Annotated in this window: 21 protein-coding genes; 15 read left to right on the top strand and 6 right to left on the bottom strand. The window is 52.5% G+C overall.

The window, feature by feature from the left end:
* Positions 1-489 precede the first annotated feature (489 nt).
* The 5 genes from lnt to miaB all read right to left on the bottom strand — a co-directional run bounded on the left by lnt (position 490) and on the right by miaB (position 6,136).
* Entirely contained in the window at positions 490-2,007 is a 1,518-nt protein-coding gene (gene lnt / locus ACNKU3_RS17300; protein WP_418260802.1) for an apolipoprotein N-acyltransferase, read from the bottom strand.
* A 9-nt stretch (positions 2,008-2,016) separates the two neighbouring features.
* On the bottom strand, positions 2,017-2,862 hold the full coding sequence (locus ACNKU3_RS17295) for an HlyC/CorC family transporter (protein ID WP_418260801.1): 846 nt from the start codon (positions 2,860-2,862) through the stop codon (positions 2,017-2,019).
* On the bottom strand, positions 2,859-3,338 hold the full coding sequence (gene ybeY / locus ACNKU3_RS17290) for an rRNA maturation RNase YbeY (RefSeq protein ID WP_418260800.1): 480 nt from the start codon (positions 3,336-3,338) through the stop codon (positions 2,859-2,861). The genes ACNKU3_RS17295 and ybeY overlap by 4 nt, the downstream gene beginning before the upstream one ends.
* Positions 3,335-4,303, bottom strand: coding sequence for a PhoH family protein (locus ACNKU3_RS17285; RefSeq protein WP_418260899.1), 969 nt, complete (start codon positions 4,301-4,303; stop codon positions 3,335-3,337). Before ACNKU3_RS17285 ends, ybeY begins: the two co-directional genes overlap by 4 nt.
* A 492-nt stretch (positions 4,304-4,795) precedes the next feature.
* The gene (gene miaB / locus ACNKU3_RS17280; RefSeq protein ID WP_418260799.1) at positions 4,796-6,136 is read right to left on the bottom strand and encodes a tRNA (N6-isopentenyl adenosine(37)-C2)-methylthiotransferase MiaB; all 1,341 of its coding nucleotides are present in this window, start codon (positions 6,134-6,136) and stop codon (positions 4,796-4,798) included.
* Between the two features lie 192 nt (positions 6,137-6,328).
* Between miaB and ACNKU3_RS17275 the strand changes: the two genes are divergently transcribed.
* The 7 genes from ACNKU3_RS17275 to ACNKU3_RS17245 all read left to right on the top strand — a co-directional run bounded on the left by ACNKU3_RS17275 (position 6,329) and on the right by ACNKU3_RS17245 (position 13,216).
* Positions 6,329-6,676: a DUF1820 family protein gene (locus tag ACNKU3_RS17275; protein WP_418260798.1), complete on the top strand. Its 348-nt coding sequence runs from the start codon at positions 6,329-6,331 to the stop codon at positions 6,674-6,676.
* Positions 6,677-7,046: 370 nt separating this feature from the next.
* Positions 7,047-7,502, top strand: a complete 456-nt coding sequence (locus tag ACNKU3_RS17270) for a hypothetical protein (RefSeq protein WP_418260797.1) — start codon at positions 7,047-7,049, stop codon at positions 7,500-7,502.
* A gap of 331 nt (positions 7,503-7,833) precedes the next feature.
* Positions 7,834-8,418 carry a polysaccharide biosynthesis/export family protein gene (locus ACNKU3_RS17265; protein ID WP_418260898.1) on the top strand — a complete coding sequence of 195 codons (585 nt, stop codon included), beginning with the start codon at positions 7,834-7,836 and terminating at the stop codon, positions 8,416-8,418.
* On the top strand, positions 8,415-9,617 hold the full coding sequence (locus ACNKU3_RS17260) for a hypothetical protein (RefSeq protein WP_418260796.1): 1,203 nt from the start codon (positions 8,415-8,417) through the stop codon (positions 9,615-9,617). The genes ACNKU3_RS17265 and ACNKU3_RS17260 overlap by 4 nt, the downstream gene beginning before the upstream one ends.
* An 18-nt stretch (positions 9,618-9,635) precedes the next feature.
* A complete protein-coding gene (locus ACNKU3_RS17255; RefSeq protein WP_418260795.1) occupies positions 9,636-11,384 on the top strand; it encodes a Wzz/FepE/Etk N-terminal domain-containing protein in 1,749 nt (582 codons plus the stop codon).
* Between the two features lie 41 nt (positions 11,385-11,425).
* Positions 11,426-12,295, top strand: coding sequence for a CpsD/CapB family tyrosine-protein kinase (locus ACNKU3_RS17250; RefSeq protein WP_418260794.1), 870 nt, complete (start codon positions 11,426-11,428; stop codon positions 12,293-12,295).
* Positions 12,296-12,310: 15 nt separating this feature from the next.
* On the top strand, positions 12,311-13,216 hold the full coding sequence (locus ACNKU3_RS17245) for an ExeA family protein (protein WP_418260793.1): 906 nt from the start codon (positions 12,311-12,313) through the stop codon (positions 13,214-13,216).
* Between the two features lie 16 nt (positions 13,217-13,232).
* Here the strand turns inward: ACNKU3_RS17245 and ACNKU3_RS17240 are convergent, their stop codons facing one another.
* The gene (locus tag ACNKU3_RS17240) at positions 13,233-14,075 is read right to left on the bottom strand and encodes a sulfotransferase (RefSeq protein WP_418260792.1); all 843 of its coding nucleotides are present in this window, start codon (positions 14,073-14,075) and stop codon (positions 13,233-13,235) included.
* A 369-nt stretch (positions 14,076-14,444) separates the two neighbouring features.
* Between ACNKU3_RS17240 and ACNKU3_RS17235 the strand changes: the two genes are divergently transcribed.
* The 8 genes from ACNKU3_RS17235 (at position 14,445) to ACNKU3_RS17200 (ending at position 24,137) form a co-directional block, all read left to right on the top strand.
* Positions 14,445-15,233, top strand: coding sequence for a 2OG-Fe(II) oxygenase (locus ACNKU3_RS17235; protein WP_418260791.1), 789 nt, complete (start codon positions 14,445-14,447; stop codon positions 15,231-15,233).
* Between the two features lie 163 nt (positions 15,234-15,396).
* Entirely contained in the window at positions 15,397-17,046 is a 1,650-nt protein-coding gene (locus ACNKU3_RS17230) for a glycosyltransferase family 4 protein (RefSeq protein ID WP_418260790.1), read from the top strand.
* 235 nt (positions 17,047-17,281) lie between these two features.
* Entirely contained in the window at positions 17,282-18,346 is a 1,065-nt protein-coding gene (locus tag ACNKU3_RS17225) for a PrpF domain-containing protein (RefSeq protein WP_418260789.1), read from the top strand.
* Between the two features lie 28 nt (positions 18,347-18,374).
* Positions 18,375-19,610, top strand: a complete 1,236-nt coding sequence (locus ACNKU3_RS17220) for an ATP-grasp domain-containing protein (protein WP_418260788.1) — start codon at positions 18,375-18,377, stop codon at positions 19,608-19,610.
* A gap of 79 nt (positions 19,611-19,689) precedes the next feature.
* A complete protein-coding gene (locus tag ACNKU3_RS17215) occupies positions 19,690-20,598 on the top strand; it encodes a CheR family methyltransferase (protein WP_418260787.1) in 909 nt (302 codons plus the stop codon).
* A gap of 102 nt (positions 20,599-20,700) precedes the next feature.
* Complete coding sequence (locus ACNKU3_RS17210) at positions 20,701-21,579, top strand: sulfotransferase family protein (protein ID WP_418260786.1); 879 nt, start codon at positions 20,701-20,703, stop codon at positions 21,577-21,579.
* 94 nt (positions 21,580-21,673) lie between these two features.
* Entirely contained in the window at positions 21,674-23,152 is a 1,479-nt protein-coding gene (locus ACNKU3_RS17205) for a lipopolysaccharide biosynthesis protein (RefSeq protein WP_418260785.1), read from the top strand.
* A 55-nt stretch (positions 23,153-23,207) separates the two neighbouring features.
* Positions 23,208-24,137 carry a sulfotransferase domain-containing protein gene (locus ACNKU3_RS17200; RefSeq protein ID WP_418260784.1) on the top strand — a complete coding sequence of 310 codons (930 nt, stop codon included), beginning with the start codon at positions 23,208-23,210 and terminating at the stop codon, positions 24,135-24,137.
* Positions 24,138-24,166 lie beyond the last annotated feature (29 nt).

Raw genomic sequence — 24,166 nt, 5'->3', positions numbered from 1 at the left:
CCTGCCTGCTGGAACACGCCAAAAAGCGCACGTCCCTGTGCAGGCTCGGGTGGCGACGTCCTGTCGCCACACGGTTCCATCAGGCAGGTTCCGCTTCACACTCTACCTGCGGCACAAGGTTCAAACTGGGCCAATGCGGGCTGGAATGCCCGGTTCCGAACAGGGATTGGGTAAATCCGGGGTTCCTGCGGCATGTACACCGGGGATCAACAGGTTGGGCGGGGCGTACAGGGCGCCTTAAATCGGGTTCCCGCGAAAGGGAGGGACGTAGAGCTGGTATTGCCTCGCCGGGGCGTCCGAGGACATGGATGGACCGGCCGGCGCTCCGGGAGGCCGAGCCTGCACATGGATGTGCGCTTTTTGGCGGTACGGCGGGGCAATACCAGCTCTGCGGCCCGGGTTCGGAGCTCGCCCAGATAAGAGTCACAGTATCCGGATTAAATACTTTCGAGAGTGAGGGATCAGGACCGCAAAACCACAACTCCGGACTCAGTCAGAGTCCGAATCGTTATCCCGCCAAAGCCCCACATACAGCAGGTACATCAGCAGCAAGCCCACAAAACAGGTCAGCACAATCGGATGCGTGCCGAAACTGCCGAAGGGCGTCTTGCCCAGCATCGGCTCTACCTGGCCCGTCAGCACAGTCGAAACGAACTGCTCCGACTGCGCCACAATCCGCCCGCGATGGTCGATGATCGCCGAGACCCCGTTGTTGGTGCCGCGAATCAGGTAGCGGCCGTTCTCCAGCGCCCGCATCTGCGCCATCTGCAAGTGTTGCAGCGGGCCGATACTGTGGCCGAACCAGCTGTCGTTGCTCACTGTGACCAGCAGGTCCGCACGGCGAGCGCCCCAGGAGACCTGCTCCGGGTAGACAATCTCGTAGCAGATTGACGGCGCCACCCGGAAAGCGCCCGCGCGCAGCGCCTCCTGCTTGCGTGGGCCGCCGCTGAAACTGGACATCGGCAGATCGAAGAAGGCGATCAGGCCGCGCAACAGGTCTTCCAGCGGGACATATTCGCCGAAGGGCACCAGGTGGTGCTTGAAGTAGACCCCCTCGCCGCCGCCCAGGGCAATGATGCTGTTGTAGTAGCTGCCATCGCTGTCGCGGTAGGGAATGCCCGTGATCAGGGTGGTATCCAGCAGCGCCGCCTGCCCGGCGATCGGGTCGATGAACTCGCGCGCGTCCTGGTAGAAGTTGGGTACTGCAGCCTCCGGCCAGACCACGATGTCGCTGCCCAGCAGGGGCATGGTTGCACGTTTCAGCTGGCCCAGGATGTCGCGGTAATAGCGCCGGTCCCACTTGTGCTCCTGGGGGACATTGGGCTGGACGATCGCCACGGCCATGGGATCCGGACTGGCCGGCACCACCCATTCGATGGGGCGCAGTACCGCCCCGCCCGCCCACAGGGTGACCCCGATCACCGCATAGGTCGCGATGGTCATCGGTTGCCGGCTGCGCCAGGCGAGGAAGACGATGGTGCCGGTGATCGCGCAGATGAAGGAGAGGAAGAAGACGCCGCCGATCGGCGCCCAGCCGGCAATCCAGGTATCGGTGTGGGCGTAGCCCAGGTAGAGCCAGGGGAAGCCGGTGAAAATCCAGCCCCGCAGCCACTCGAAAATCACCCAGAGCAGGGGGAACCCGAGCAGCATGCCGCCGGGCAGTGGGCGCACGTAGCGGGCGTAGGTCCAGCCGAACAGGGCGTGAACCAGCGCCAGGCCGGCGCAGAACAGGGCGGTGAGCAGGGTCGCCAGCGGCACCGAGGCATAGCCGTAGACGTGGATGCTGACGTAGACCCAGGAGGCCCCGCTGCCGAACAGGCCGAAGCCATAGCACCAGCCGCGCAGCAGCGCGACCCGCGGGCTGCAGGTGCTGAGCAGCCAGGCCAGCAGGCCGCAGCTGACGATGCCGGCGGGCCACAGGTTGAAGGGCGCCAGCGACAGGGTGACGAGCGCACCGGCCAGCGGCGCGACCAGGAAGGTCAGCAGCCGGTCTCGCAATACAGACACAGGTCGCGCTTACTGGCGCAGCGGACGCATGCGCAGGCTGTGGATCTTGCGCTGGTCGGCGTTGATGACCTTGAATTCGTAGTCCTCGATCACGGCGATCTCGTTGCGCGCGGGCATGTGGCCGAGGGCCTGGATCACCAGCCCGCCGATGGTGTCGAATTCATCGTCGCTGAAGCGGGCGTCGAAGTAGTCGTTGAAATCCTCGATCGGAGTCAGCGCCTTGACGAAGAAGTCGTCGTCCGAGATCTTGCGGATGAAGCGGTCTTCCTCCACGTCGGTCTCGTCCTCGATTTCGCCGACGATCTCCTCCAGCACGTCCTCGATGGTGACCAGGCCGGCGACGCCGCCGTACTCGTCGATGACGATCGCCATGTGGTTGCGGTTCTCGCGGAACTCGCGCAGCAGTACGTTGAGGCGCTTGCTCTCCGGTACCACCACCGCGGGGCGCAGCAGGTCCTCGATGCGAAACTCGCTGTGGTCCTTGTTGAGGATCTGCGGCAGCAGGTCCTTGGCCAGCAGGATGCCGAGGATGTCGTCGGGGCTCTCGCCGATCACCGGGTAGCGGGAGTGGGCGGAGCGGATGATCTGCGGCAGCAGGTCCTCGAGGCTGGAATCGGCCTTGATCAGCTCCATCTGCGCGCGGGGAATCATGATGTCGCGCACCTGCATGTCGCTGACCTGCATGGCGCCCTCCATGATGCTGCGGGCGTCGGGGTCGATGACCTCGTTCTCCGCGGCGACCGCCAGCACGCCCTCGAGGTCGCTCCGGGTACGCGGCTCGCTGGAAAAAATCTGGCTGATCTTGTCCAGCCAGGACTTCTCGCCATTGTCGTTGCCTGAGTGGTCGTCGCTCATGCGCCCGTTTGCTCCGTGCAGTGCTCGTCCCGGTAGGGACAGGGAAAGTTGAGTTCCGCGAGAATGGCCGTCTCCAGGCCTTCCATCTCGCACGCTTCGTCGTCGTCGATGTGGTCGTAGCCGAGCAGGTGCAGCGTGCCGTGCACCGCCATGTGCGCCCAGTGGGCCTGCAGGGGCTTGCCCTGTTCGGCGGCCTCCGCGGCCACCACCGGCACACAGATCACGATATCGCCCAGCAGCGGCAATTCGAGTTCCGCGGGCAGGTCCGCCGGGAAGGAGAGTACGTTGGTGGGCCCGTGCTTGCCGCGGTAGGTGCCGTTCAGCTCGGCCATTTCCTCGCTGTCCACGAGGCGCAGGCTGATTTCACTGTCGGCACTGCGGCGTCCGGCCAGGGCACAGGTGATCCAGCGCCGTATGTCCTCCTCGTCGGGAGTCGGCTCGGTGCTGGCTTTCTGGATGTCGAGTTGCAGGTTCACGGCTTGCGCTTTTCGCGCGGGGCGTCCCGGGGGGCGTCCAGCGGCGTGGCCTTGTCCTCGTGGACTTCGTAGGCTTCCACGATGCGCTGTACCAGCGGGTGGCGAACCACGTCCTTGTTGGCGAACCAGGTGAAACTGATGCCGTCCACGTCGCGCAGGATATTGCCGGCGTGGGTCAGCCCTGACTGGGCGCCCCGCGGCAGGTCGATCTGGGTGGCGTCGCCGGTGATCACCGCGGTGGAGCCGAAGCCGATCCGGGTGAGGAACATCTTCATCTGCTCACGGGTGGTGTTCTGCGCCTCGTCGAGGATGATGAACGCATTGTTCAGCGTGCGCCCGCGCATGAACGCGAGGGGCGCCACCTCGATGATGCTGCGCTCGATGTACTTGTTGACCGTCTCGAAACCGAGCATCTCGTAGAGGGCGTCGTAGAGCGGGCGCAGGTAGGGGTCGATCTTCTGCGCCAGGTCGCCGGGCAGGAAGCCGAGCTTCTCGCCCGCTTCCACCGCCGGGCGCACCAGCAGGATGCGGCGCACCTTCTCCTCCAGCAGCGCTTCCACCGCGCAGGCCACCGCCAGGTAAGTCTTGCCGGTGCCCGCCGGGCCGATGCCGAAGTTGATGTCGCAGTGCTTGATCGCGCGCACGTAACCGAGCTGGTTCTTGCCCCGCGGCTTGATCGCCGCGCGGCGGGTGCGGATCACCTGGATCGCGTCGGTGGCCGCCTCGGACTCCGCGGCTTCCGCCAGGGATTCCAGGCCCGCCTGGTTCAGGTGCAGGTGCAGGGATTCCGGCGACAGACCGATGCCCTGGCAGATCTCGGCGTACAGCTGGCGCAGCAGGTGCTTCGCCGCCGTCGCCTGGGGTTCCGGCCCATTGACCCGGAACTCGTTGCCGCGGTTGTGGATGCGCACGCCCAGGCGCTCCTCGATCTGCCGCAAATGACGGTCCAGCTGGCCGCAGAGCATGGCCAGATGACGCGGGTCATTGGGTTCGAGGGTCAGGAGCTGTGTGTCGACCGGCTCGGGAGCCGGGCTCTGTGAAGGAGGTTCGCTAGTCAATCTGGTCTGGGGCCCATGCGGGCAGTGTGTATAGGCTTAAAGGATAACTCGGAATCTGGCTGCGTCAACCGCTTGGTTTGGTCGATTCGGGGCTGGTTTTGGGGATGCTCTCCCGTAGGGATTCGGAAATATTGGAGCACATTACCCGGCGCTGATGCAGGTGATTGCCACTGGAACACGCCAAAAAGCGCACGTCCGTGTGCAGGCTCGGGTGGCGACATCCATGTCGCCACACGGTTCCAGTGGCAATCACCTGCATCAACACCTCTCACGAGCCGGATGCTCCCTACGGTCCGAATACACCCAGGCGCGCCTGAGGAACTGTGCAGACAAAACCCGCCAGCCAAGCCGGAAGCACCGGCAATGCCGATGCACTGTTCAAACCAGGTCGGCATCAAGTCAGGCGGCGAGCACACCGCGCAGGGAGTTGGGCAGGGCTTCGAGTATATCGACATCGGCGAAGCCGCCGATCAGTGAGAGGTCGTCGCAGTGGAAGTTGACCACGCGGTTGTTCTCGGTGCGCCCCTGCAGCTGCCCCGGGTCCTTTTTCGAGACCCCGGTCACCAGGATGCGCTGCCGCGTACCCACCATGCGCCGGCTGATGGACTGGGCGTGCTGGATAATGCGGGTCTGCAGGATTTGCAGGCGCTGCTTTTTCACCTCTTCCGGGGTATCGTCCGGGAGGTCCGAGGCCGGGGTACCCGGGCGGGCGCTGTAGACGAAGCTGAAGGAGGTGTCGAAGCCGATATCCTCGATCAGCTTCATCGTCGCGGCGAAGTCCGCCTCGGTTTCTCCGGGGAAACCGACGATAAAATCCGAGGAAATGCTGATATCGGGGCGGATCTTGCGCAAACGGCGAATCTTGGACTTGTATTCCAGCGCGGTGTGGCTGCGTTTCATCGCCGCCAGTACCCGGTCCGAGCCGCTCTGCACCGGCAGGTGCAGGTGGTCCACCAGCTGGGGGATGTCCGCGTAGGCGTCGATCAGGGCGTCGGAGAACTCCACCGGGTGGGAGGTGGTGTAGCGGATGCGCTCGATGCCGGGAATCTTCGCCACGTAGTGCAGCAGTTCGGCGAAATCGGCGACCTGGCCGTCGTGGGTCGCGCCGCGGAAGGCGTTGACGTTCTGGCCCAACAGGTTGACCTCGCGCACCCCGCCCGCGGCCAGATGCGCGATCTCGGCGATCACGTCGTCCAGCGGCCGGGAGACTTCCTCGCCGCGTGTGTAGGGCACCACGCAGAAGGTGCAGTACTTGGAACAGCCTTCCATGATGGAGACGAAGGCTGTAGGACCCTCGACCTTGGGTTCGGGCAGGCGGTCGAATTTCTCGATCTCGGGGAAGCTGATGTCCACCACGATGGTGCCGCCGGGCCCGCTTTGGGCGTTGCGCTGGTCGATCATTTCCGGCAGGCGGTGCAGGGTCTGCGGGCCGAAGACGATGTCCACGTAGGGCGCGCGCTTGCCGATGGCCTCGCCTTCCTGGCTGGCCACGCAGCCGCCGACGCCGATGATGAGGTCGGGGTTCTTCTGCTTCAGGTGCTTCCAGCGGCCGAGCTGGTGGAAGACTTTCTCCTGGGCTTTTTCCCTTATGGAACAGGTGTTTAGCAGCAGGACGTCGGCTTCCTCGGGGTTTTCCGTGGTCTCCAGGTCGTGGGACTCGCCCAGCAGGTCGCGCATACGAGCGGAGTCGTATTCGTTCATCTGGCAGCCGTGGGTCTGGATGTAAAGTTTCCTGCTCACCGGGTTTGCTGTTCGCCGCCTGTGGGCGTACTCTGGGAAAAGGGGCGCGATTATACCGGCTGGGGCCGTTAAAGCCCAGTGCCGGCGCGGCATTCAGGCTGGTATTTCGCCCTGATGGTGGTACTATTGCCGCCCCCCCAAATCCGGTGGTGCCTGCGCCGCAGGCGAGCGATACCACGCTACGAGGAGTCCATGCCAGCTCAACCCGTCTACAAGGTGATTTTCCAGAATGGAGGCCAGGTGTTCGAGGTCTTCGCGCGCCAGATTTACCAGAGTGACATGTGGGGCTTTATCGAGGTCGAGGAGTTCGTCTTCGGGGAGCGCTCGCAGATTCTGGTAGACCCGAGCGAGGAAAAGCTGAAGCACGAGTTCAGTGGCGTGGCGCGGTCCTATATTCCGCTGCAGTCGATTATCCGGATCGACGAGGTGGAGAAAGAGGGATCGGTCAAAGTGTCGGATTTCAAGCCTGCCGCCCCCGGCAGCAATATTGCCAGCTTCCCGTTTTCGGCGGGTCCGCCGCAGTCTGGCGGAGAGGATTAAAGCTCACCGCATCCAGTCATCCAGCCCGCTATCACCGATCGCTCTCGTCTACGTCTAATTGGCATGGATAGGCTCTGACCCTTCCTGTTCACCGTCATCAGTCTGAACCCATATGCCCACGCCAGCAATTGTATGAGCCATTTTGAGGCTAGCCGCTAATCATCTCTCTGTCCAGGAGAGTATGCCAGAGCAAAACTGTGACCCGCCTCACAGTTCCGTGAAAATTTGGAAAGATGGCGATCAATTCCGAGCAGGATATCCATCTTGTGCTAAACCTATCCAATAGCTGAGGGATTAGTTTACGTCCTGACTGCAAGTAAAAAATTTATCGGCAGTGCAGTAATCAAGGGCAAGGTACAAGGTGAGTTCCATGAGCTTTTTCATAGGGAACAGAGGTGCACGCGCGGTCTTGGCCGTTGGCACGTTGACTTCATTTTTGGGCTTGATGCCCGTACAAGCTGAAAATCCTGATTCGTCGACTTTCGGACATCCCGCGGAGTCGGATCGTTCGGTTGGCTCTTCAGTCAGTGTCGCATCCGGTTTCGATTCCGGTACCATTGGCTCAGATGGTCAGCGTATCTATTCCGATTCAAACCCGACCAGCGGACAGTTGCTGATCGCCAATGTCGAGCTCCAGACTAATGACCTGGACGTTGCAGATCCGGTTTCCGGTGTCGTTGGAGGAGGGGGCAGCGACAGTGCTGTGCAGGCAAGGAAAGATGATACTACACTGAACGTAATATGGCTGGCGTTATCCGTGCTTCTTGGTTTCGGAGTTGTCGCGCGTCGGCGGCCTTCCATGTCTGCGGGATCCGGTAACGAATAGTCAGGTGCCGAGCGCGCTTGCGATTCGGTCGGGCAGTGCGGGCACCGCAGTTTTTTCTGCTGATGCCTCGAAACAGGTGGATTGTGTTGGCGACACTGACAGGTGGATGCGGCGTGTCGGCATGGTGGCTGAAGATATCGACCTGACCAGGCCTGCTGATGTCAGTCCTTGGCTTCTGCAATTACGCCGTCTTCTGTATCGGCGTTGGCGCTGACTAGGTGGTATAACTCGCTACCTTGTGTGATCTGGGTTCACGTGAGGCGTGGTCTGATTGTGATTTATCTGCAGTAATCAATCTTGCCCAATCCCTTGGTAAGTGTACTAAGATTTGATGTACTTGGATGGGGGGGTGGCCATGTTAAATAGAATAGGCTTTCGAGCAAGTCTACTTTTTGCGTTCTTGACCTGTTGTCTCAGTGTCATCGCATCACCGTACACCGTCAATCCTGGGGATATGTTACGCATCGATGTGTGGAACGAGGACAGCCTGAGCCAGGAGGTCCTGGTGCGGCCCGATGGGAAAATCAGCTTGCCCATGGCAGGTGAGATCGATACCAGTGCCGCAACACCCGAACAAGTGGCCGATAAAATAGCCGCAGCGTTGCAAAAGTACATGAAAGACCCTCCCAGGGTTGTAGTCTCACTGGCCAGTGTCAGCGGAAACAAGATCTACGTTATTGGAAAGGTGATCAGGCCAGGCGAATACGTCATTACCAGCGATACCGACGTCATACAGGCACTGGCGTTGGCGGGTGGCCTGAATCCCTTTGCGGCCCAGAACGACATTCGTATACTGCGCCGTAGTCGTGACGGTAACCAGGTAGCGATCCCCTTTCGGTACAGTAAAGTCGAAAGCGGGGAGGACCTCGCCTCAAATATTATATTAAACAGCAGAGACGTGGTGGTTGTGCCATGAAAAATTTTAGCCTGGCAGTTAGCAAATTCATCCGTCGCCACATTCCGGTAGTTCTCTCAGGGGTGGCTGCGCTACTGAGTACAATTTCTTATGCGGATCAGTACTCGCTCGAATACGGCGTAGAAGCCGGTTACGAATACAATGACAACGTCCGGTTGACACCGGACAACGAGGTCAGTATCTCGGGTGGACAACTGACAATCCCCGCGACGTTTGCCACGGAGGATGAGCGACTGAAAACGTCCCTCCAGGGTGAACTAAAGTTTTCCAAGTACGATGTCGAAGAGTATGACAGTGACGACCAGTTTCTGCGCGGAGATATGGAGTACAAGTTCGAGCGTAGCGAGTTCAATGGCTATGCAGGCTATACCCGCGATTCCACCCGCAGTAGTGAATTCCTCGATACCGGTGTGGTCGGGCTGGAAGCCGTTCGACGCGAGATGGCCACGGTTGGGGCCTCCGGGTCACATTTTTTCACTGAGAAAAACGGGCTTACTGCAGGGATAGACTATCGGGATGTGCAGTACGATTCAGATTTCTTTCAGGATTTCGACTTTGTCTCGGGTTACGCGGGATGGATCAACCAGTGGACGGAGCGAACCCGCTTACGTTTGCAGGGGTTTGCCAGCCGATACGAAAATGATGGGGATATAACCGTTTCGACCGATGGCGCTGGGCTACAAGCCGGATTCGACTCCGATCTCTCCGAGCGAACAACAACAACCTTGCTGATTGGCTGGGTGTCGTCGAGTACTGACTACTCAACCAACCTGCCAATTGCCCCCCCCGATGATTCAGATGATGATAGTTTGTATTTGCGCGCTACGGTAAATTACCGTGGCGAGCGTCACTTTTTCCGCGGGCAAATCAAGAGTGAACCCAGCCCCAGTTCCAATGGTACGATGGTGGAGGAGAACCTGCTGGGTTTGGTCTATCGCTACCGGGTAACCGAGCGCAGTAATTTTGAATCGGAGCTGACCGTAGGGCAGCGGGGCGCGCTGGATGACCGTATTAAAAACGACCGTGACTTTGCGAGGTTGAGTCTCGGTCTGGATTATCGGATTACAGAGGCGTGGTATGTATCGGGGCGGTATCAGTTCTCCTACCAGGATAGAGATCTGGATCCAGATAGCGCCGATTCCAATGCAGTCTATCTCAGTCTGGTCTTCCGGCCCCAGAAGTCAGTGTGGTCAAGGTAACCGGAGGGTTGCAGGTTGATGGACGAGAAGCCGTATCTGGTAAAGACTCCGCAGGATTACCTGAACATGCTGAAGCGGCGAAAAATATGGCTGCTTCTCCCCCTTGTATCGATTTTCTCCCTGGCAGTAATAATCGCGCTGGTAATACCGCCAGTTTACCGTTCGGAAGCGATTATCCTGATCGAAGAGCAGGCGGTGCCCAAGGATTTCGTTCAATCTACCATTACCAGTTATGCGGACCAGCGGGTGCAGGTGATAAGCCGCAGGGTACTTACGACCGAAAACATTACTCGCATCATCAAAAAGTTCAATTTGTATCAACAGGATGAATCAGGCGCGAAGAACAGCCCAGAAGCGCAGAGCGACACAGCTACGAAACTCCCCAAGAGGGTGCTGGCACAAAAATTCAGAGACAACGTCGGGTTGGACCTTGTGAGTGCAGAAGTGATCGATCCGCGGAGTGGTCGTTCTACCAACGCCACCATCGCCTTTACGCTCTCTTTCGAAAATCCCCAGCCCGAAACCGCACAGAAGATCGCCGATGAACTGGTGACCCTGTTTTTGAGCGAGAATCGTCGCGAGCGAACCGAGCAGGTAGCGAGTACCGCAGAATTCCTCGCCACCGAAGCCGAGCGCCTCAACGCTGAACTCCTGGAACTTGAAAATCGCCTGGCAGCGTTCAAGTCGGCAAATGAAGGCAGCCTGCCTCAATTGTATCAATACAATCTTTCGGCACTCGAACGTATGGAGAGAGAGGGTTCCGACCTGGAAACGCGTATTCAGGAACTGGTGAAGCGGAGGATTGAAATTTCTTCACAGATGTCACAGGTCAGTCGTTCCGCTCCGGTCGTGCTCGCTACTGGCGATGTAGTGATGAGCGATGCTGATCGACTCAAGGCGCTTCAATCCGAATACCGTCACAAGGCTTCCATCTACCAGGACAACCACCCCGACATCATCCGGCTGGAGCGGGAAATCAAGGTGTTACAGGACCAGTTGGGGGTGGGTACCGATACGCAAGACCTGCAGCGCCAACTTGAAGAGCAGAAGCAATACCTCGCTGAATTGCTGACTCGCTACAATGAAAATCACCAGGAAGTGCAGAGCACAAAGCGCCTGATTGCGCAACTCGAGGAGAGCGTCAGGGCGGCGAGATTGTCAAATTCGGGAGGCCAGGAAGTCGCAGCAGACAACCCGGCTTATGTTTTGCTACAGACTCAACTGGATACCACCAATTCAGAAATCAATACGCTTAGCGCCCGGCTGAGTGACCTCAAGGCGCAGATTGACCATTATCAGGGTTTAATTAAACAGGCGCCCCAGGTTGAAATGGAATACCAGGCTCTATTGCGGGATTACGATAACGCGACGGTGGAGTATCGGGAAATCAAGGCCAAACAACGCGATGCCATGGTGGCCAAGAATCTGGAGCAGGAGCAAAAAGGTGAGCGGTTCGCTTTGATAGAGCCACCAGCCTATCCCATGCGGCCCATAAAGCCCAATCGGCCTGCTATTATCTTCATCGGGTTTGTCGTTGCGCTCGGGGCAGGGGTGGGAGCGGCGGCATTACGTGAATTTACTGACGCTGCGGTACATGGAGTCAGTGAGCTCACTGCCATTCTGGGACAGGAGCCTCTGGTGTCCATCCCCTATATAGATAACGATATCGATATCTCCAGGCGCCAGCGATTCTACCTGTACTCCATGTTGGCGATGGCCGGAGTCATAGCCCTTGTGGTATATGTGGACATTGTATTCAGTCATTAGCGAATAGAATCGTTACAAAACATTCGTTTGAGGTCTAGCGCATGGACTACCTGCAGAGGGCGATCGAGAAAGCGCGAGAACAGCGTGAGGGCTCGATTGGAAATACACCGGCACCGGGGCAGGGCGTTTCTTCGCCGAACGGTAATGAAAGCACTGCCCCGCAGCGAGAAAAGGCGCTGGCTCCCGGCATGGGCGTTATGGATAGCAGGGCTTCCAGGCGGCGGGAGTCGGTGCGGGTGGACTATACCCGGACGAGAACCATCAAATTGGATAAGAGTCGTCTGGCGCGTAACAGGGTGATTGCGGCAGAGAGCGAAGACGCCAGGGTCGAGTCCTACCGGCAGCTGCGCAGCCATGTACTGAGTAAGATGAAACGCGGTGGATGGAGAACTCTCGCAATCACCAGTCCGCATGAGGGCGCGGGAAAGACGCTTACCGCAATCAATCTCGCAGTGAGTATTTCGCAGGAAGTCAACCAGACGGTGATGCTGGTGGACGTAGATTTGCGCAATCCCAGTATTCATCGAACTTTGGGTGTGGAGATTGATAAGGGTATTGTCGATCACCTCACCAACGGGGAGCCCCTCGAAAATATTCTGTTCAATCCCGGATATCCCCGGCTGGTGATACTGCCGGGACTACCACAGGAGCTAAATGCCTCCGAATTGTTATCTTCTCCTGCGATGAACAATTTCATGTCGGAAATCATCGGCCGATATCCGGATCGGATCATAATATTCGATTTGCCGCCACTACTGCGCAATGACGACGCAATGGTTTTTGCGCCGAGCGTTGATAGTTGTCTTCTGGTAGTGGAGGACGGCGAAAATCGACCTGATGAAATAAAACGCTGCCTGAAGTTACTGAAAGACGAACCATTGATGGGCGTCATCCTCAACAAGGTTCGCTAGCGAATAGGCAGCTGTATGTATACGAGTTTCTTCGGGCTCAGTGAAAAGCCGTTCTCCCTAATACCGGAGTCGGAGTCGATATATTTTTCGAGCCAGCACCTTGAAGCCTACAATATGCTCGAGTTCGGGCTTCTTGAGCAGGTCGGTATCACTGTCATCACCGGAGAGGTAGGTGCCGGCAAGACAACGCTTCTGCGGCATCTGCTTTCTCGCACAAACTACGACTCCCTGACGGTCGGACTGATCAGTACTCCGCACGAATCCTATGGAACTCTGCTCAGTTGGATCATTAACGCATTCAGAATACCTTTCAGCAGTAATGAAGAGGGCATGTTGCTGCGGACATTGCAGGACTTTCTGGTAGACGAGTACGCAAAGGGCAAGCGGACTCTGGTGATTGTTGACGAAGCGCAAAACATGACCAAACTGGACCTGGAGTCCCTGCGCCTACTCACCAATATCAATGCTGACAAAATGCAATTACTGCAAGTCATTCTTGTCGGGCAGCCGGAGCTGCTGGAAATGTTCTACGACCCTTCAATGTCACAACTTGCCCAAAGGGTATCTGCTGAGTACAGGCTCGGTCCCCTGAACAAACTGGAGACTATGAGCTACATTTACTATCGGCTCGAAGCCGTCGGTGGTTCTCCGGAAATTTTTGAAGTCAGTGCAACGCTGGCAATTTATTATTACAGCGGAGGCATACCGAGAATTATCAATACGCTGTGCGACGGATGTCTTGTTGCTGCCTTTGGCCTCGGGTTGAAAGTCATAGACCTGAGCATAGTTCTCAAGGTTGTTCAGTGGAAACAGATTGGGGGTATCCATAGACCCGGGATTGAATCAGATCCTGCTCGGGAACAGGTGCGCGAAGAGGTGATTACACAAAATAAAATAGATCTTCTGAAAGTAGTAAATTAGCCTCCCTTGATCTGGCTTACTGTGCGACTGGCTCATCCAGAAATCGCTCATATGGGGTGCCCGACAGGGCATCAGCGAGTTCCTTATAGTTTTTGACCTTTTCGTCTACCCTGTGAGAACTGATCTTTTTCAGTGAAGGAGAGGTGACGTTTTGGGCATCTACCCCCAAAAAAGACCATATTCGTGAAGCACAGGACTCGTGTTGCTTGAAAAACTCCTCATAGGTAATCTCAAGAACCTTTTCTGACTCAAATTGATCCCGCATTTTGCTAGCGTTGTGTTCCATTTTTGCCATTGCGCGACATGCTTTTTTCGGAGATATATGGATTTTATCGACTAACTGCTTGCTAGATGTGTGTGCTATTCCTCGTTTCACCATCATCAGATTGGAAATATACATTTCCAGGAGATTATCTCGGGTTAACAATATAATTTTGATGTCATCTGAATTAATCCACTTAAAAAGGCAGCGAAAATCTAGCAGTTGCTGGTACATTAACTTAAATCCCACTGCCTTTTCACTATCGTGGCTGACTTGAGGATTATAAATACGCCCTTTGCCAAATTCAGTGAAGGGAGCGCTGTGCTCTGGATTTGAGAATAAGGATGTCAAATATTCCTGGGTTAGTCTGGCCAGGGGCAGATTATAAGAAACTCGAGACATTGCTGGATTGCCAAAGCACTTTGTTAGGAAATACCTCTTTTTGTGACTTTCGGTAAAGTGCCTGTATCCATCCAATGCAGGATAAGTTCTCAAAAAAACCTCCCCATGGCAGCGTACTTCAGGGTGATTGTTGAGCCATAACCGTATATAAGTAGAACCAGATCGTGGCATTGTGAGAATAATGAATTTTTTCATTTTCCTTGCATTAGAAGAGTCAAAAAGGAATTCTTTATCATTATGGTTGGCACAATCACGACTAATCAAGAGTGTATTGCATTGAAGAGAGATTATTGACGAATTCGCTTTTTCTTCCGGAAATTGATCATTCCCATGTTATAAGAACTGGTGGCGTGGAGACAAAATTCATGGGGGCCTGAACCGGAATAGGATAGCGTTTTCCGCTTGTCTCGTTTGAGAAAAGTCAGTAGCCTACAAACTATGTTCGCCTGTCTGTCAAGAGCTACCGCGTTAGCAGTGGTAGTATAAAGCGGCCCTCTCCGCTTTTAACGGTCGGGTACAAGGCCTTATCAATTCTCGGAAATTCTTCGAAGTAGGGGCGTGAGTATGTTCAACCTTAGTCATAACGAGTTCCTTCCATATGACAAACTGAATGAAATTTCTGAGAGGTTCGCTGACGGCTATAAGAGTGCGATTCCTTTTGCCCATGGCGTATTTGATGATGTATTCGATCCAGCGTTGTTGGATGAAATTATCAAAGAATTTGAGGCGGGAGAGAAAACATGGACCGAATTCAAAACCAAATATGAAAAAAAATATCAAATGAGCCATGACATTGCTCTCCAGCCAGTGTCAAGGGCGTTTATTCATAATCTTAATTCAGAGCCATTCATCAGGTTCTTGGAGCGGTTAACAGGTATTCAAGGACTGATTCCAGACCCCTATCTATTTGGCGGAGGCCTGCATAAAATCCCAAGGGGGGGGAAGTTGGGTGTTCACGTTGACTTTAATCATCACAGGTTAATGCAGGTCAATAGGCGTATTAACTTATTGATTTACCTGAATAAAGACTGGAAGGAGGAATACGGGGGGCACTTTGAGCTATGGGATGAGAAAAAGCATTCTTGTGTTACCAAAATTTTGCCGACTTTCAATCGCATGGCCATCTTTACAACAACCCCCACCAGTTTTCATGGGCATCCAGAGCCACTGACCTGTCCAGAAGATAGGTCCAGACTTTCCCTGGCATTGTATTACTACACGGTCGCGCGCGGGGATCAGCGAAAAGAAAAGCATGGTACCCAATTTCTGACCGCGTCCGGTGGACGGGAAGAGCTAAATTTAGGATCGATTGGCATCGTAAAGCGAAAACTAAAGGCATTGCTAAGAAAATAGTTAAAGGGCTATTGATTTAGCATGGACTGAATCACTAAGAATTAATCTGGAATGCTATGCCAATCACCCTTTTATACTAGTTAAAGCTAGAATTTTGTATTATTTATACTAAGTCCCTATTTCTATTGTAACCCCGCTTCAAACTGCACTATTGTTTGAGCGTATGAAAGTACTTTATCTCTACAGTTTCCTGTTTTCTCTGCTGATTACGCTAGCGCTGATGCCTTTGCTGATTCGCTATTCTGGTCGCTTTAAGCTGGTTGATGACCCCGCAGGCAGTGAGCGTAAGCTACACGATGTAATTGTGCCTCGGAGTGGTGGGTTGGGAATAATTGCGGGGGCGTCTCTGTCCTTGCTGATTTTGCTGCCGCTGGATCTTTCACTTAGCAGTTACCTGATTTCCTGCATGCTTATAATAGGGTTCGGTTTGTGGGATGATTTTTCCGAACTCCGTCCGGCGCAAAAACTGTTTGGCCAGGCTATCGGGGTTATCGTTGCAATGAGTGGCGGTATGGTGATTGGCGATCTTCCGCTATTGCCTGATAGCCCCGCCTGGTTCTGCAATGTAGTGACTTTTGTCTTCGTGCTCGGGGTGATTAACGGCGTAAATTTCTCCGATGGAATGGATGGATTGGCAGCCGGGACTACGTTCGCGGCACTAATTTTACTTTTTATCCTCGCCATTCAGTCTTCAAATTCACAGGTTGCAGCCGTGTCAATATCAGTTATGGCTGCGCTGGTGGGTTTCCTTCGTTTCAATACACATCCCGCTTCAATTTTTATGGGGGATGCGGGAAGCCAGTTTCTCGGCTTCACGCTTGCCTGGCTTTCAATTACGGTCAGTCAGAACGCGATGGCGTCTTATACCCCTTTGCTACCGCTTATCATACTGGGTATCCCTGTTATGGATATTTTGCAGGTTGTCCCGGTGCGAATCAGGAAAAAGCTACCACTTCCAGGTCCTGATAGAGAGCATTTCCATCACCAGATTGCAAAATTGGGCTTTTATCACTACGAAGTCGTAGCACTCATTTACTTTTTGCAGGCGATATTATTGTGTAGCGCCTACCTGCTGCGATTCAGTAGTGATGTGATCGCCATGGGATTCTACATCTTGTTTGTTAGTCTCATCCTGGGAATTCTTTACGTGGGGCATAAAACTGGATGGAGAGCACACGATTCGCAGGAAATCAATGATCGAGGATATCGCCGAAACATTTTCTTTCGCCGATTGAGTTTTCTCCATCCTTACACGGGTAAAATTGTCGGCCTGTTTATCGCCGGATACTTTTTTCTTGCCGCCGGTACCTCGATATTCAGTGGAGGGAGCCTGGCGTACCTGAGCCTGGCGTTAGGTGTATTTCTTTTGCTCCCGCTTCCCATACGTGTGAGGTGGCCTGTCGGCTGGGGGCGACTCGCCAGTTACCTGGCCACGATAATCCTGTCTTACAGCCTGATCGAATCGGTGGCAGGCAAAAATATCAACCTGCTAATCGATGGTGGCCTTGTTGTTCTGATACTACTGTTGGCATTGTCGATTCGAATTACACGCCGGACCTATTTTGGCGCAAATACGGAAGACCTGCTGGTTGTGTTGTCCTGTGTATTCCTGGCCCCATTTCTGTTAGCTGACATGAGTCAGATTACCCCGGTCATAAGGTATGTATTCAGAATATTTGTTTTGTTCTATGCTTGCGAATATCTGTTGGCACGGGGTGAAAAAACTGTCGAGCGAATAACGGTTGTGGCAGCAGTGGCACTTTTGCTCAATGGATTACACCTGTTTATGCACGAGATAAGTACGTCAGGATAGATATTCCCCGGCGCTAGACCTGTGCGTGTGTAGGTCCAAGGGCCAGGAAAATATCGGTACCAGAGCCAAAACTGCAGAAATCTGGAATTAGCGATGAACCAGTTCACGTTAAGTGTCAGGATTTTAGAATCACATTTTCAGTACAGGTATACTGGGACCTTGGGGGCGAGCACACTTGGCGTCATGAAGTCGTTTACGAGTAATCCAACTATTCGTGTTACAAGAGGGCGCAATCATGAAAATTCCGTGTGTAATTGTTCGTGGAGGCACTTCTAAAGGAATTTACCTGCGCGGCGAAGATCTGCCCTCGAACCCGAGCGACCGCGATTCGGTGATATGCAGCATTTTCGGCAGTCCGGACTCACGCCAGATCGATGGTCTTGGTGGAGGGGACCCTTTAACCAGCAAGGTGGCAATACTGTCGGCTCGAAATCTCGTGGAGGGGAGCGATGTCTCCTATTTGTCGGGCGAGGTCAGATTGGGCTGTAGTGAAATCAATTATGGAATCATGTGCGGTAATCTCGCTTCCGGAGTCGGTTTGGCAGCATTCCACCTGGACTTGCTCAAACCGGAAGCAATCGGAAACGCAATTAGAATCTACAATGTGAACTCCGGCGGTATTATCCATGCCATACACGATGATTTTGACGCAGGAGTTGGTGGAAAAAACACAAGTGTCAAATTGACGTTTTTGTCATCAGGAGGCAGGGCTACTTCAAAAATATTGCCGACACATAGGCCGATAGAATGGCTCAGTATCAATGGTCTTGAATTAGAGTATTCTGTTGTGGATGCAGGAGCGATTTATGCGTTTCTGAAGGCCAGCCAGTTTGGCTTGTCTGGCAGTGAGTCGGTTGAGAGCCTGAACGGCAACAGGGATTTGAGATCGAATGTGGAATTGGTCAGGAGGCATGTCTGCGATCAGATCAATCGCCTGAATCCAGGATTGGAAATCCACACCGGACAGGTGAAGGTCGCTCTGGTTAAAGATTTGCCAGGCGATTCCGGCTTTTCCAATTGCGACATCGAGGCGAGGATTGTCAATCCACAGGGAGTTCATCACGCCTACGCGGTATCCGGGGCGATATGCTGTTGTACGGCATCGGCTATCGAAGGTACGATAATTCAACAACTGGCCCCGGCAAATTCTATGAACCCACGAATCTGCATTGGACATCCAGAAGGCCTTCTGGAGGTGTCTGTTGAACTGGAAGATACCAACCAGGGGCTTAGCGTTTGTAAAGCGAGTATCGAGCGGACTGCACGTTTGATCATGAAGGGCATGGTATACGCTGCATAATAAACAGATTTACTGGAAAGCATACCCTATGTCGACCGCAACAGCCTTTGTGATGACGCATGAGTCCAATGCAACGCGAACCGCTAATGATAAAGCTCATAGCCTTATCGCACTCGCTATCACTCGTTCACTGGGGCGGCGGGGGGTGAGGGTTGTCCGTCTACACCCGAATGCGCTGGATACCAGTCTTTGTTCGAAGTACGTTTCAGCGGTCGAAATCTGCCCGAATCAGTATTCATCAGAGGAAGATCTGCTGAATTTTCTCACTGAACTGGTTCAGAAATACGAGGGAGAGAAAGTCCTCATCCCCGCTTCTGATGACTGTTCAATGTTTATTGCCGATCATTATGAGGCCCTTTCGGCGCACTTCAGGCTGGTTAATCCCGACAGTCAATCAATGAAGCGAATGCGTGACAAACTCAAGCAATATCGACTCGCCGAGTCGGCCGGTGTTCCTATCCCGGAAACGTACTGCCCGGAATCCCTGGAGGAAGTAGAGTCGCTTGCCGGGAAACTGAAAAACTTTCCCTATGCGATCAAACCGCTTGTCGCGCAAAAGTGGAGATTGCAGGAGTACGGTAGCGTTTCGAAAAACAAGAAGGCATTCACCGTCAATTCACCAGAAGAGCTTGTTAGGGAATACACCCGCATTGCCGAGGCCGATGGTCAGTTGATGATTCAGGAAATCATAGGCGGAGACGATACAAATCTACTAACGGTTATCGGATATTGTGGGGCCGATAGTGATTTGATGGCATATTGTGTGAGAAGCAAGCTGCGCCAGCACCCAATTGACTTTGGGTATTGCACATCTACTGTGTCATGTCACCACGATATAGTTGAACGCCAGGCCCGCCAACTGATGCAGCGCGCGAATTATAACGGAATTGTTGGTATTGAGTTTAAATACGATAAAAAAAGTGATCAACATAAGCTCATCGAAATAAATACCCGTCCGGTAAATACAACAGGAATCAGTTCAGGTTGTGGGGTAGATTTGCCTTACATTGCGTATTGTGACGTTCTGGATATTCCCGGCCCCAAATTCAACGACTGGGAAGACGGGGTCGTGTGGCTCCGTCTGAAGCAGGATTTCGTTGCGGCTAGAGAGCTGAAAAAGCTGGGTAAAATTGGTTATATAGAATGGCTTCGTTCAATCCGGGGAAAACGGGTACATGCGACATTTGCGATGGATGATCTGAGGCCGTTTCTGCAGCACTATAGTCAGTACGCCATTAATAAGTTCAGAGGCCTTCCAACTTGAGTCTGGAGTTTAATATTGGTGATTCAGCATACTTGCTAACAGTGTGTTTGAACGGCTATATCGAGTTGGTGAGTCTGCCGTGACTGCGATAAATGAGGGAAGAGGCACATATCCCGGACCAATTATTAACCCGGATTCTACGGGAATGCTGTGGCGTAGCGCCAGGTACATTAAACGAAACATTCTTTATGATTTGCTGCTTTATCCTTATGGGCAAAAAAGGCACAGGCAACTTACCGCTGAAGCCGAAAGAAACAACCATCACACCCATACTTCATTTTATCGCTCGCCGGGACAGCTTGAGGCACTCGTCGGACCTGTAGTCCAATACCTGTTGCAAGGACGTAATCCTGGAAAGTTGATTATCAATATTTTTGCCGGTTCAAGTGGGGCAGAAGCCTATACCATGGCTTCGGTTCTTGTGCACGCGTTCCCTGGATTGGACTTCCATATCAACTGCTCAGATCTACATAGTGATAAAGTTGAAGAAGCAAAGCTGGCGAGATTTTCTCTGCAGCAGATCACGCAGGGATTGCCGATTCCCTTACTGTTTCTGGAAAAGACATTTGATAGGACTGGTGATTGCTATACGGTTAAACCGGGTCTGAGCAAGCATGTCAGTTTTTCCTGCAGCGATATTATTTCCGGGAAGCTGTCAGAAGAATACGAACTCGCCGATATTGTGTGTGCACAAAATGTGTTTTGTCATATGAGCAACGAAATGACAACGACAGCGTTTTATAACGTAATAAGCACAGCAAAGGAGCGGTCAGCGGTTTTTATCGATGGTATGAACCCGGACCTGCGTGCAAGATTGACGACAGAGGTTGGCCTTCAGCCACTCGAGTTCAAACACAAGGAAATCTATCAGCATGCGCGGTTACATCTCTCACCAGCCTGGTGGAGATACTACTATGGAAGAGAACCCTATCTGTTCTTTAAGAGCGACAAGCTGCGAAGATACAGCACGATTTTTCTCAGAGGGTGAGATTCGCCTTTTGGTCGGCGACGTGAAAAGCCGTAATTAACGCTCACGAAAATGGAAGCCGTCGTACACTAAGTTGGTTTTTCGAGAGTTGAGGATGACGAGTTGTTACCCAATTTTTTTGTAGTCGGAGCTCAGAAATGTGGCACCACGTCATTGCACGAGTATCTCCGGGTTCACCCGGAGATTTACCTACCGGAACAGAAAGAAACGAAGTATTTTGTAAACAATGAAATTTACTCGAAGGGGATCGATTATTACGAGCGGGAATTTTTTGATCGATGGCAAGGTGAACCTTTGGTCGGAGAGATTGACCCCGAGTACATGTACTTTGAACGAGGTCTCGAACGCATTGAGAAGCATTTCGATATCTCGGCTCTCAAGTTCATTTTTCTATTTCGGAACCCGGTAGACAGAGCGTTTTCACATTATCTCATGACTTACAGGCGTGGCTTTGAGGACCTTTCATTTGAAGAGGCCCTGGAGGCGGAACCCGAAAGGATTATTCGAGATGATTGGCATCGCATGCAGTACAGTTATTTTGACCGCGGTCTGTACGCGAGGCAGCTAGAACGATTCTTTCGGATTGTCAAACCGTCACAGATGCACTTTATCCTGTCAGATAAACTTGCGAGCAGACCGACTGAGGAACTGGCTCATTGCCTGAAGTTTCTGGGCCTGAATCCCACTGAAAAGATAATAGTTCCGGAAGAAAAATTCCATAGAGCCGCTGTTCCCAGAAACGTTCATTTCCTGCATTTGATTCTTAACGAGGGTTGGTACAAAAAAGTCATCAGGATTTTGCTGCCAAATGACAAGATAAGATTAGGGTTGCGCGAGAAAATACTCCACTGGAACGAGAGATCTGGCGCTGATCTTGTGGTGCCACTTGAGTTACGAAAGAGGCTGCTTGCTGATTACGCAGAGGACATAGCTCTACTACAAAACATGATTGGTCAAGATCTGGAGGGGTGGTTGGTCTAGCAGGCGTAACACCTGAAAAATTAAGATCAGGCATTCAGTTACTGCCAGTCAATCCACCTAAAGTTAGTTAAATCAAACTTCACATGTGACATGTATGGGAACCTTGGGGCGGAAAGCTCTTTCCGGTGTTATTTGGTCGACAGCGGAAACATTTGGAACTCGGGTAGTTAATCTCGCCAGTTTTCTCGTATTGGCGAGAGTGCTTTCCAAAGAAGAATTTGGTCTGGTTGCGCTGGCTGGAGTCTATATTTCCTTTCTTGAACTCTTCGTTAAAGTGGGTGTGACAGATGTGGTTGTTCAGCGTAAACACCTTTTGGATATAGAAAAGGACACCGCATACTGGACCGCTGCAGCTCTAGGCGTTATAGCCTTCGCTGTCTCCGTTTTAATTGCCCCAATTGCAGCCGAATGGAGTAACGAACCGGAGATTGTACAAATTATTTGGTGGTTGGCTATTGGTATTATTCCCTTGTCGCTTTCACGTGTACAGCAAGGGTTGCTGATTCGCAATCTCAAGTTTCGTAGTCTAGCCATTCGTAACGTTTTATCAACGTTTAGTGGTGCTGCGGTGGGTGTAACAATGGCACTGAATGGTTTTGGAGTCTGGAGCCTTGTTGGTCAGCAATTAACGTCGAAATTTGTTGAATTCCTTGTCCTCTACTGGGTCACACGCTGGTTTCCAGCACTAAAATTTTCTAAATCATCTTTTCAAGACCTCTGGCATTATTCATCACGTATTCTGGGAGTAAATTTTCTCAATTTCGTAGCTTCTAACACAGATCGCTTTTTGATAGGACAGCTTTTCGGAATTTCATCACTTGGCGTTTATGAAATTGGACGTCGTATTATTGAGGTTATAATTGATATTTCAAGGGTCACTATAAGTAGAGTCGCATTCGCTGCATTTTCGCGTATGCAGAGTGATATAAATCGTCTCGTTGAAAGTAGTTTTTTCATAACACGTATTGCAGCGCTAATTGGCTTCCCGGCGATGGGGCTGTTCATGTTTTTTGGCGGAGAAATCACCATTTTGATATTTGGTGAAAAATGGAAAGAGGCTGGCATGATTTGCCAAATAGTAGCGCTGAGTGGTTTGGTTCGTTTAGCAGTACTTACGTTGCCCGCGTTACTTAAGGCCAAAGGCCACCCTGGCAGCCTATTATTCTCAAGTGCCGTGCAGGTCGCAGCTAGTGTGGTAATGGCATTGGCGCTAGTGAGTTTTGGATTGCAGGCATTTACATTAGGTTGGGCTTCTGGGCAGTTGGCATTTTTCGTGATGTTACTGTATTTCACAAAACGACTTATAAACTTCCCTGTAAAAAGGTTGTTTGTATTTTACGTTGCACCACTGGGGGCAATGTTGTGCAGTTGGGTTTCAGTGAAAGCTCTTGAAGGGCTCTATCCGGAATCATGGCTACAATTGCCGTATAGTGTGGGAATTCACGGCGCTGTTTTTACGACTCTGTACCTTATTTTCGTTTTGTTATTTGGTTTTCGTGCAATTAAAAGTGTTTGGGTCGAATTAGATTCATTATTGGTTAAAGGGAAGAAGGTTCCAGGGGCAGATTTTTGAAATGACTGAATATTGAATTTCGCTGTTCAGTAATTTAGACAAAGGTATCGCATAAATGGGAGTCGTTAAAAGTTCAGGATTTTTACCCCACATTATTTTGGCTGGTGCGCCTAAATGTGGAACGACTTCAATATTCAACCATCTTAAAGATCACCCGCAAATATACGCTTCCTCCGTCAAGGAAACGTATTTCCTTATGGATAGGGGGTATCCGCTTTTTCGGAAAGATTGGAATATAGGGGAGCAGGGGGTATCAGGTTACGCACGATTTTTTTCCGGTTACGAGGAACATAGCGGGAAGTACCGCTTGGAAGCGACGCCGGATTACCTCTATCAGAGAACACCACTTGAATCAATCCCTCAATGGCCCCTTAAGCCAAAGATAATCTTTGTACTTAGGCGACCTGAAGAGCGGGTCTATTCGCTTTACAGATTTGCCCAAAATAACCTGGGTATAATTGATAAAGAACTCACTTTCACGAGTTTTGTGGAACGGCTGCTCCAGGAACGAGTGCCGTTTTCGAATCGCTTTATATTAAATAATGCAATAGCACATAGTTCATATGTGAATTACCTTTTGTTATGGCGGGAACACTTCGACCATCGGGACATTGGAATATATTTGCTCGAGGACTTTAGGATCAATCCGCAAAAATTTATGTGCTCCCTGGCATCAGATCTCGGGTTAGATCCTTCGTTTTACATAGACTACAATTTCACCGTGGAAAATCGTTCGTATCGTGTAAAACATCAGGCAGTACACCGAGTAAAGCGATTGATGAGTCCCTATATCAAAAGCGAAAAGGCCAGAAAATTTCTTGGAACTTTATACCGGTCCGCTAATGTTGGAGTGCTTCCTACTATCGACGACGACGAAAAATTGGTGATGAAACACCTGGCGCAATGCTTTGAAAATGTGAATTCACGGCTGGAAACTGAGTTCGGCCTGGATCTCAGTAGTTGGAATTCAAGGTCTGCGATTTGATTGAAATGATATGGGCGGTCGATTGGCTT

The sequence above is a fragment of the Haliea sp. E17 genome (assembly GCF_048323675.1).
Classification (GTDB): domain Bacteria; phylum Pseudomonadota; class Gammaproteobacteria; order Pseudomonadales; family Halieaceae; genus Mangrovimicrobium.
This window is presented reverse-complemented; position numbering and strand designations above follow the sequence as displayed.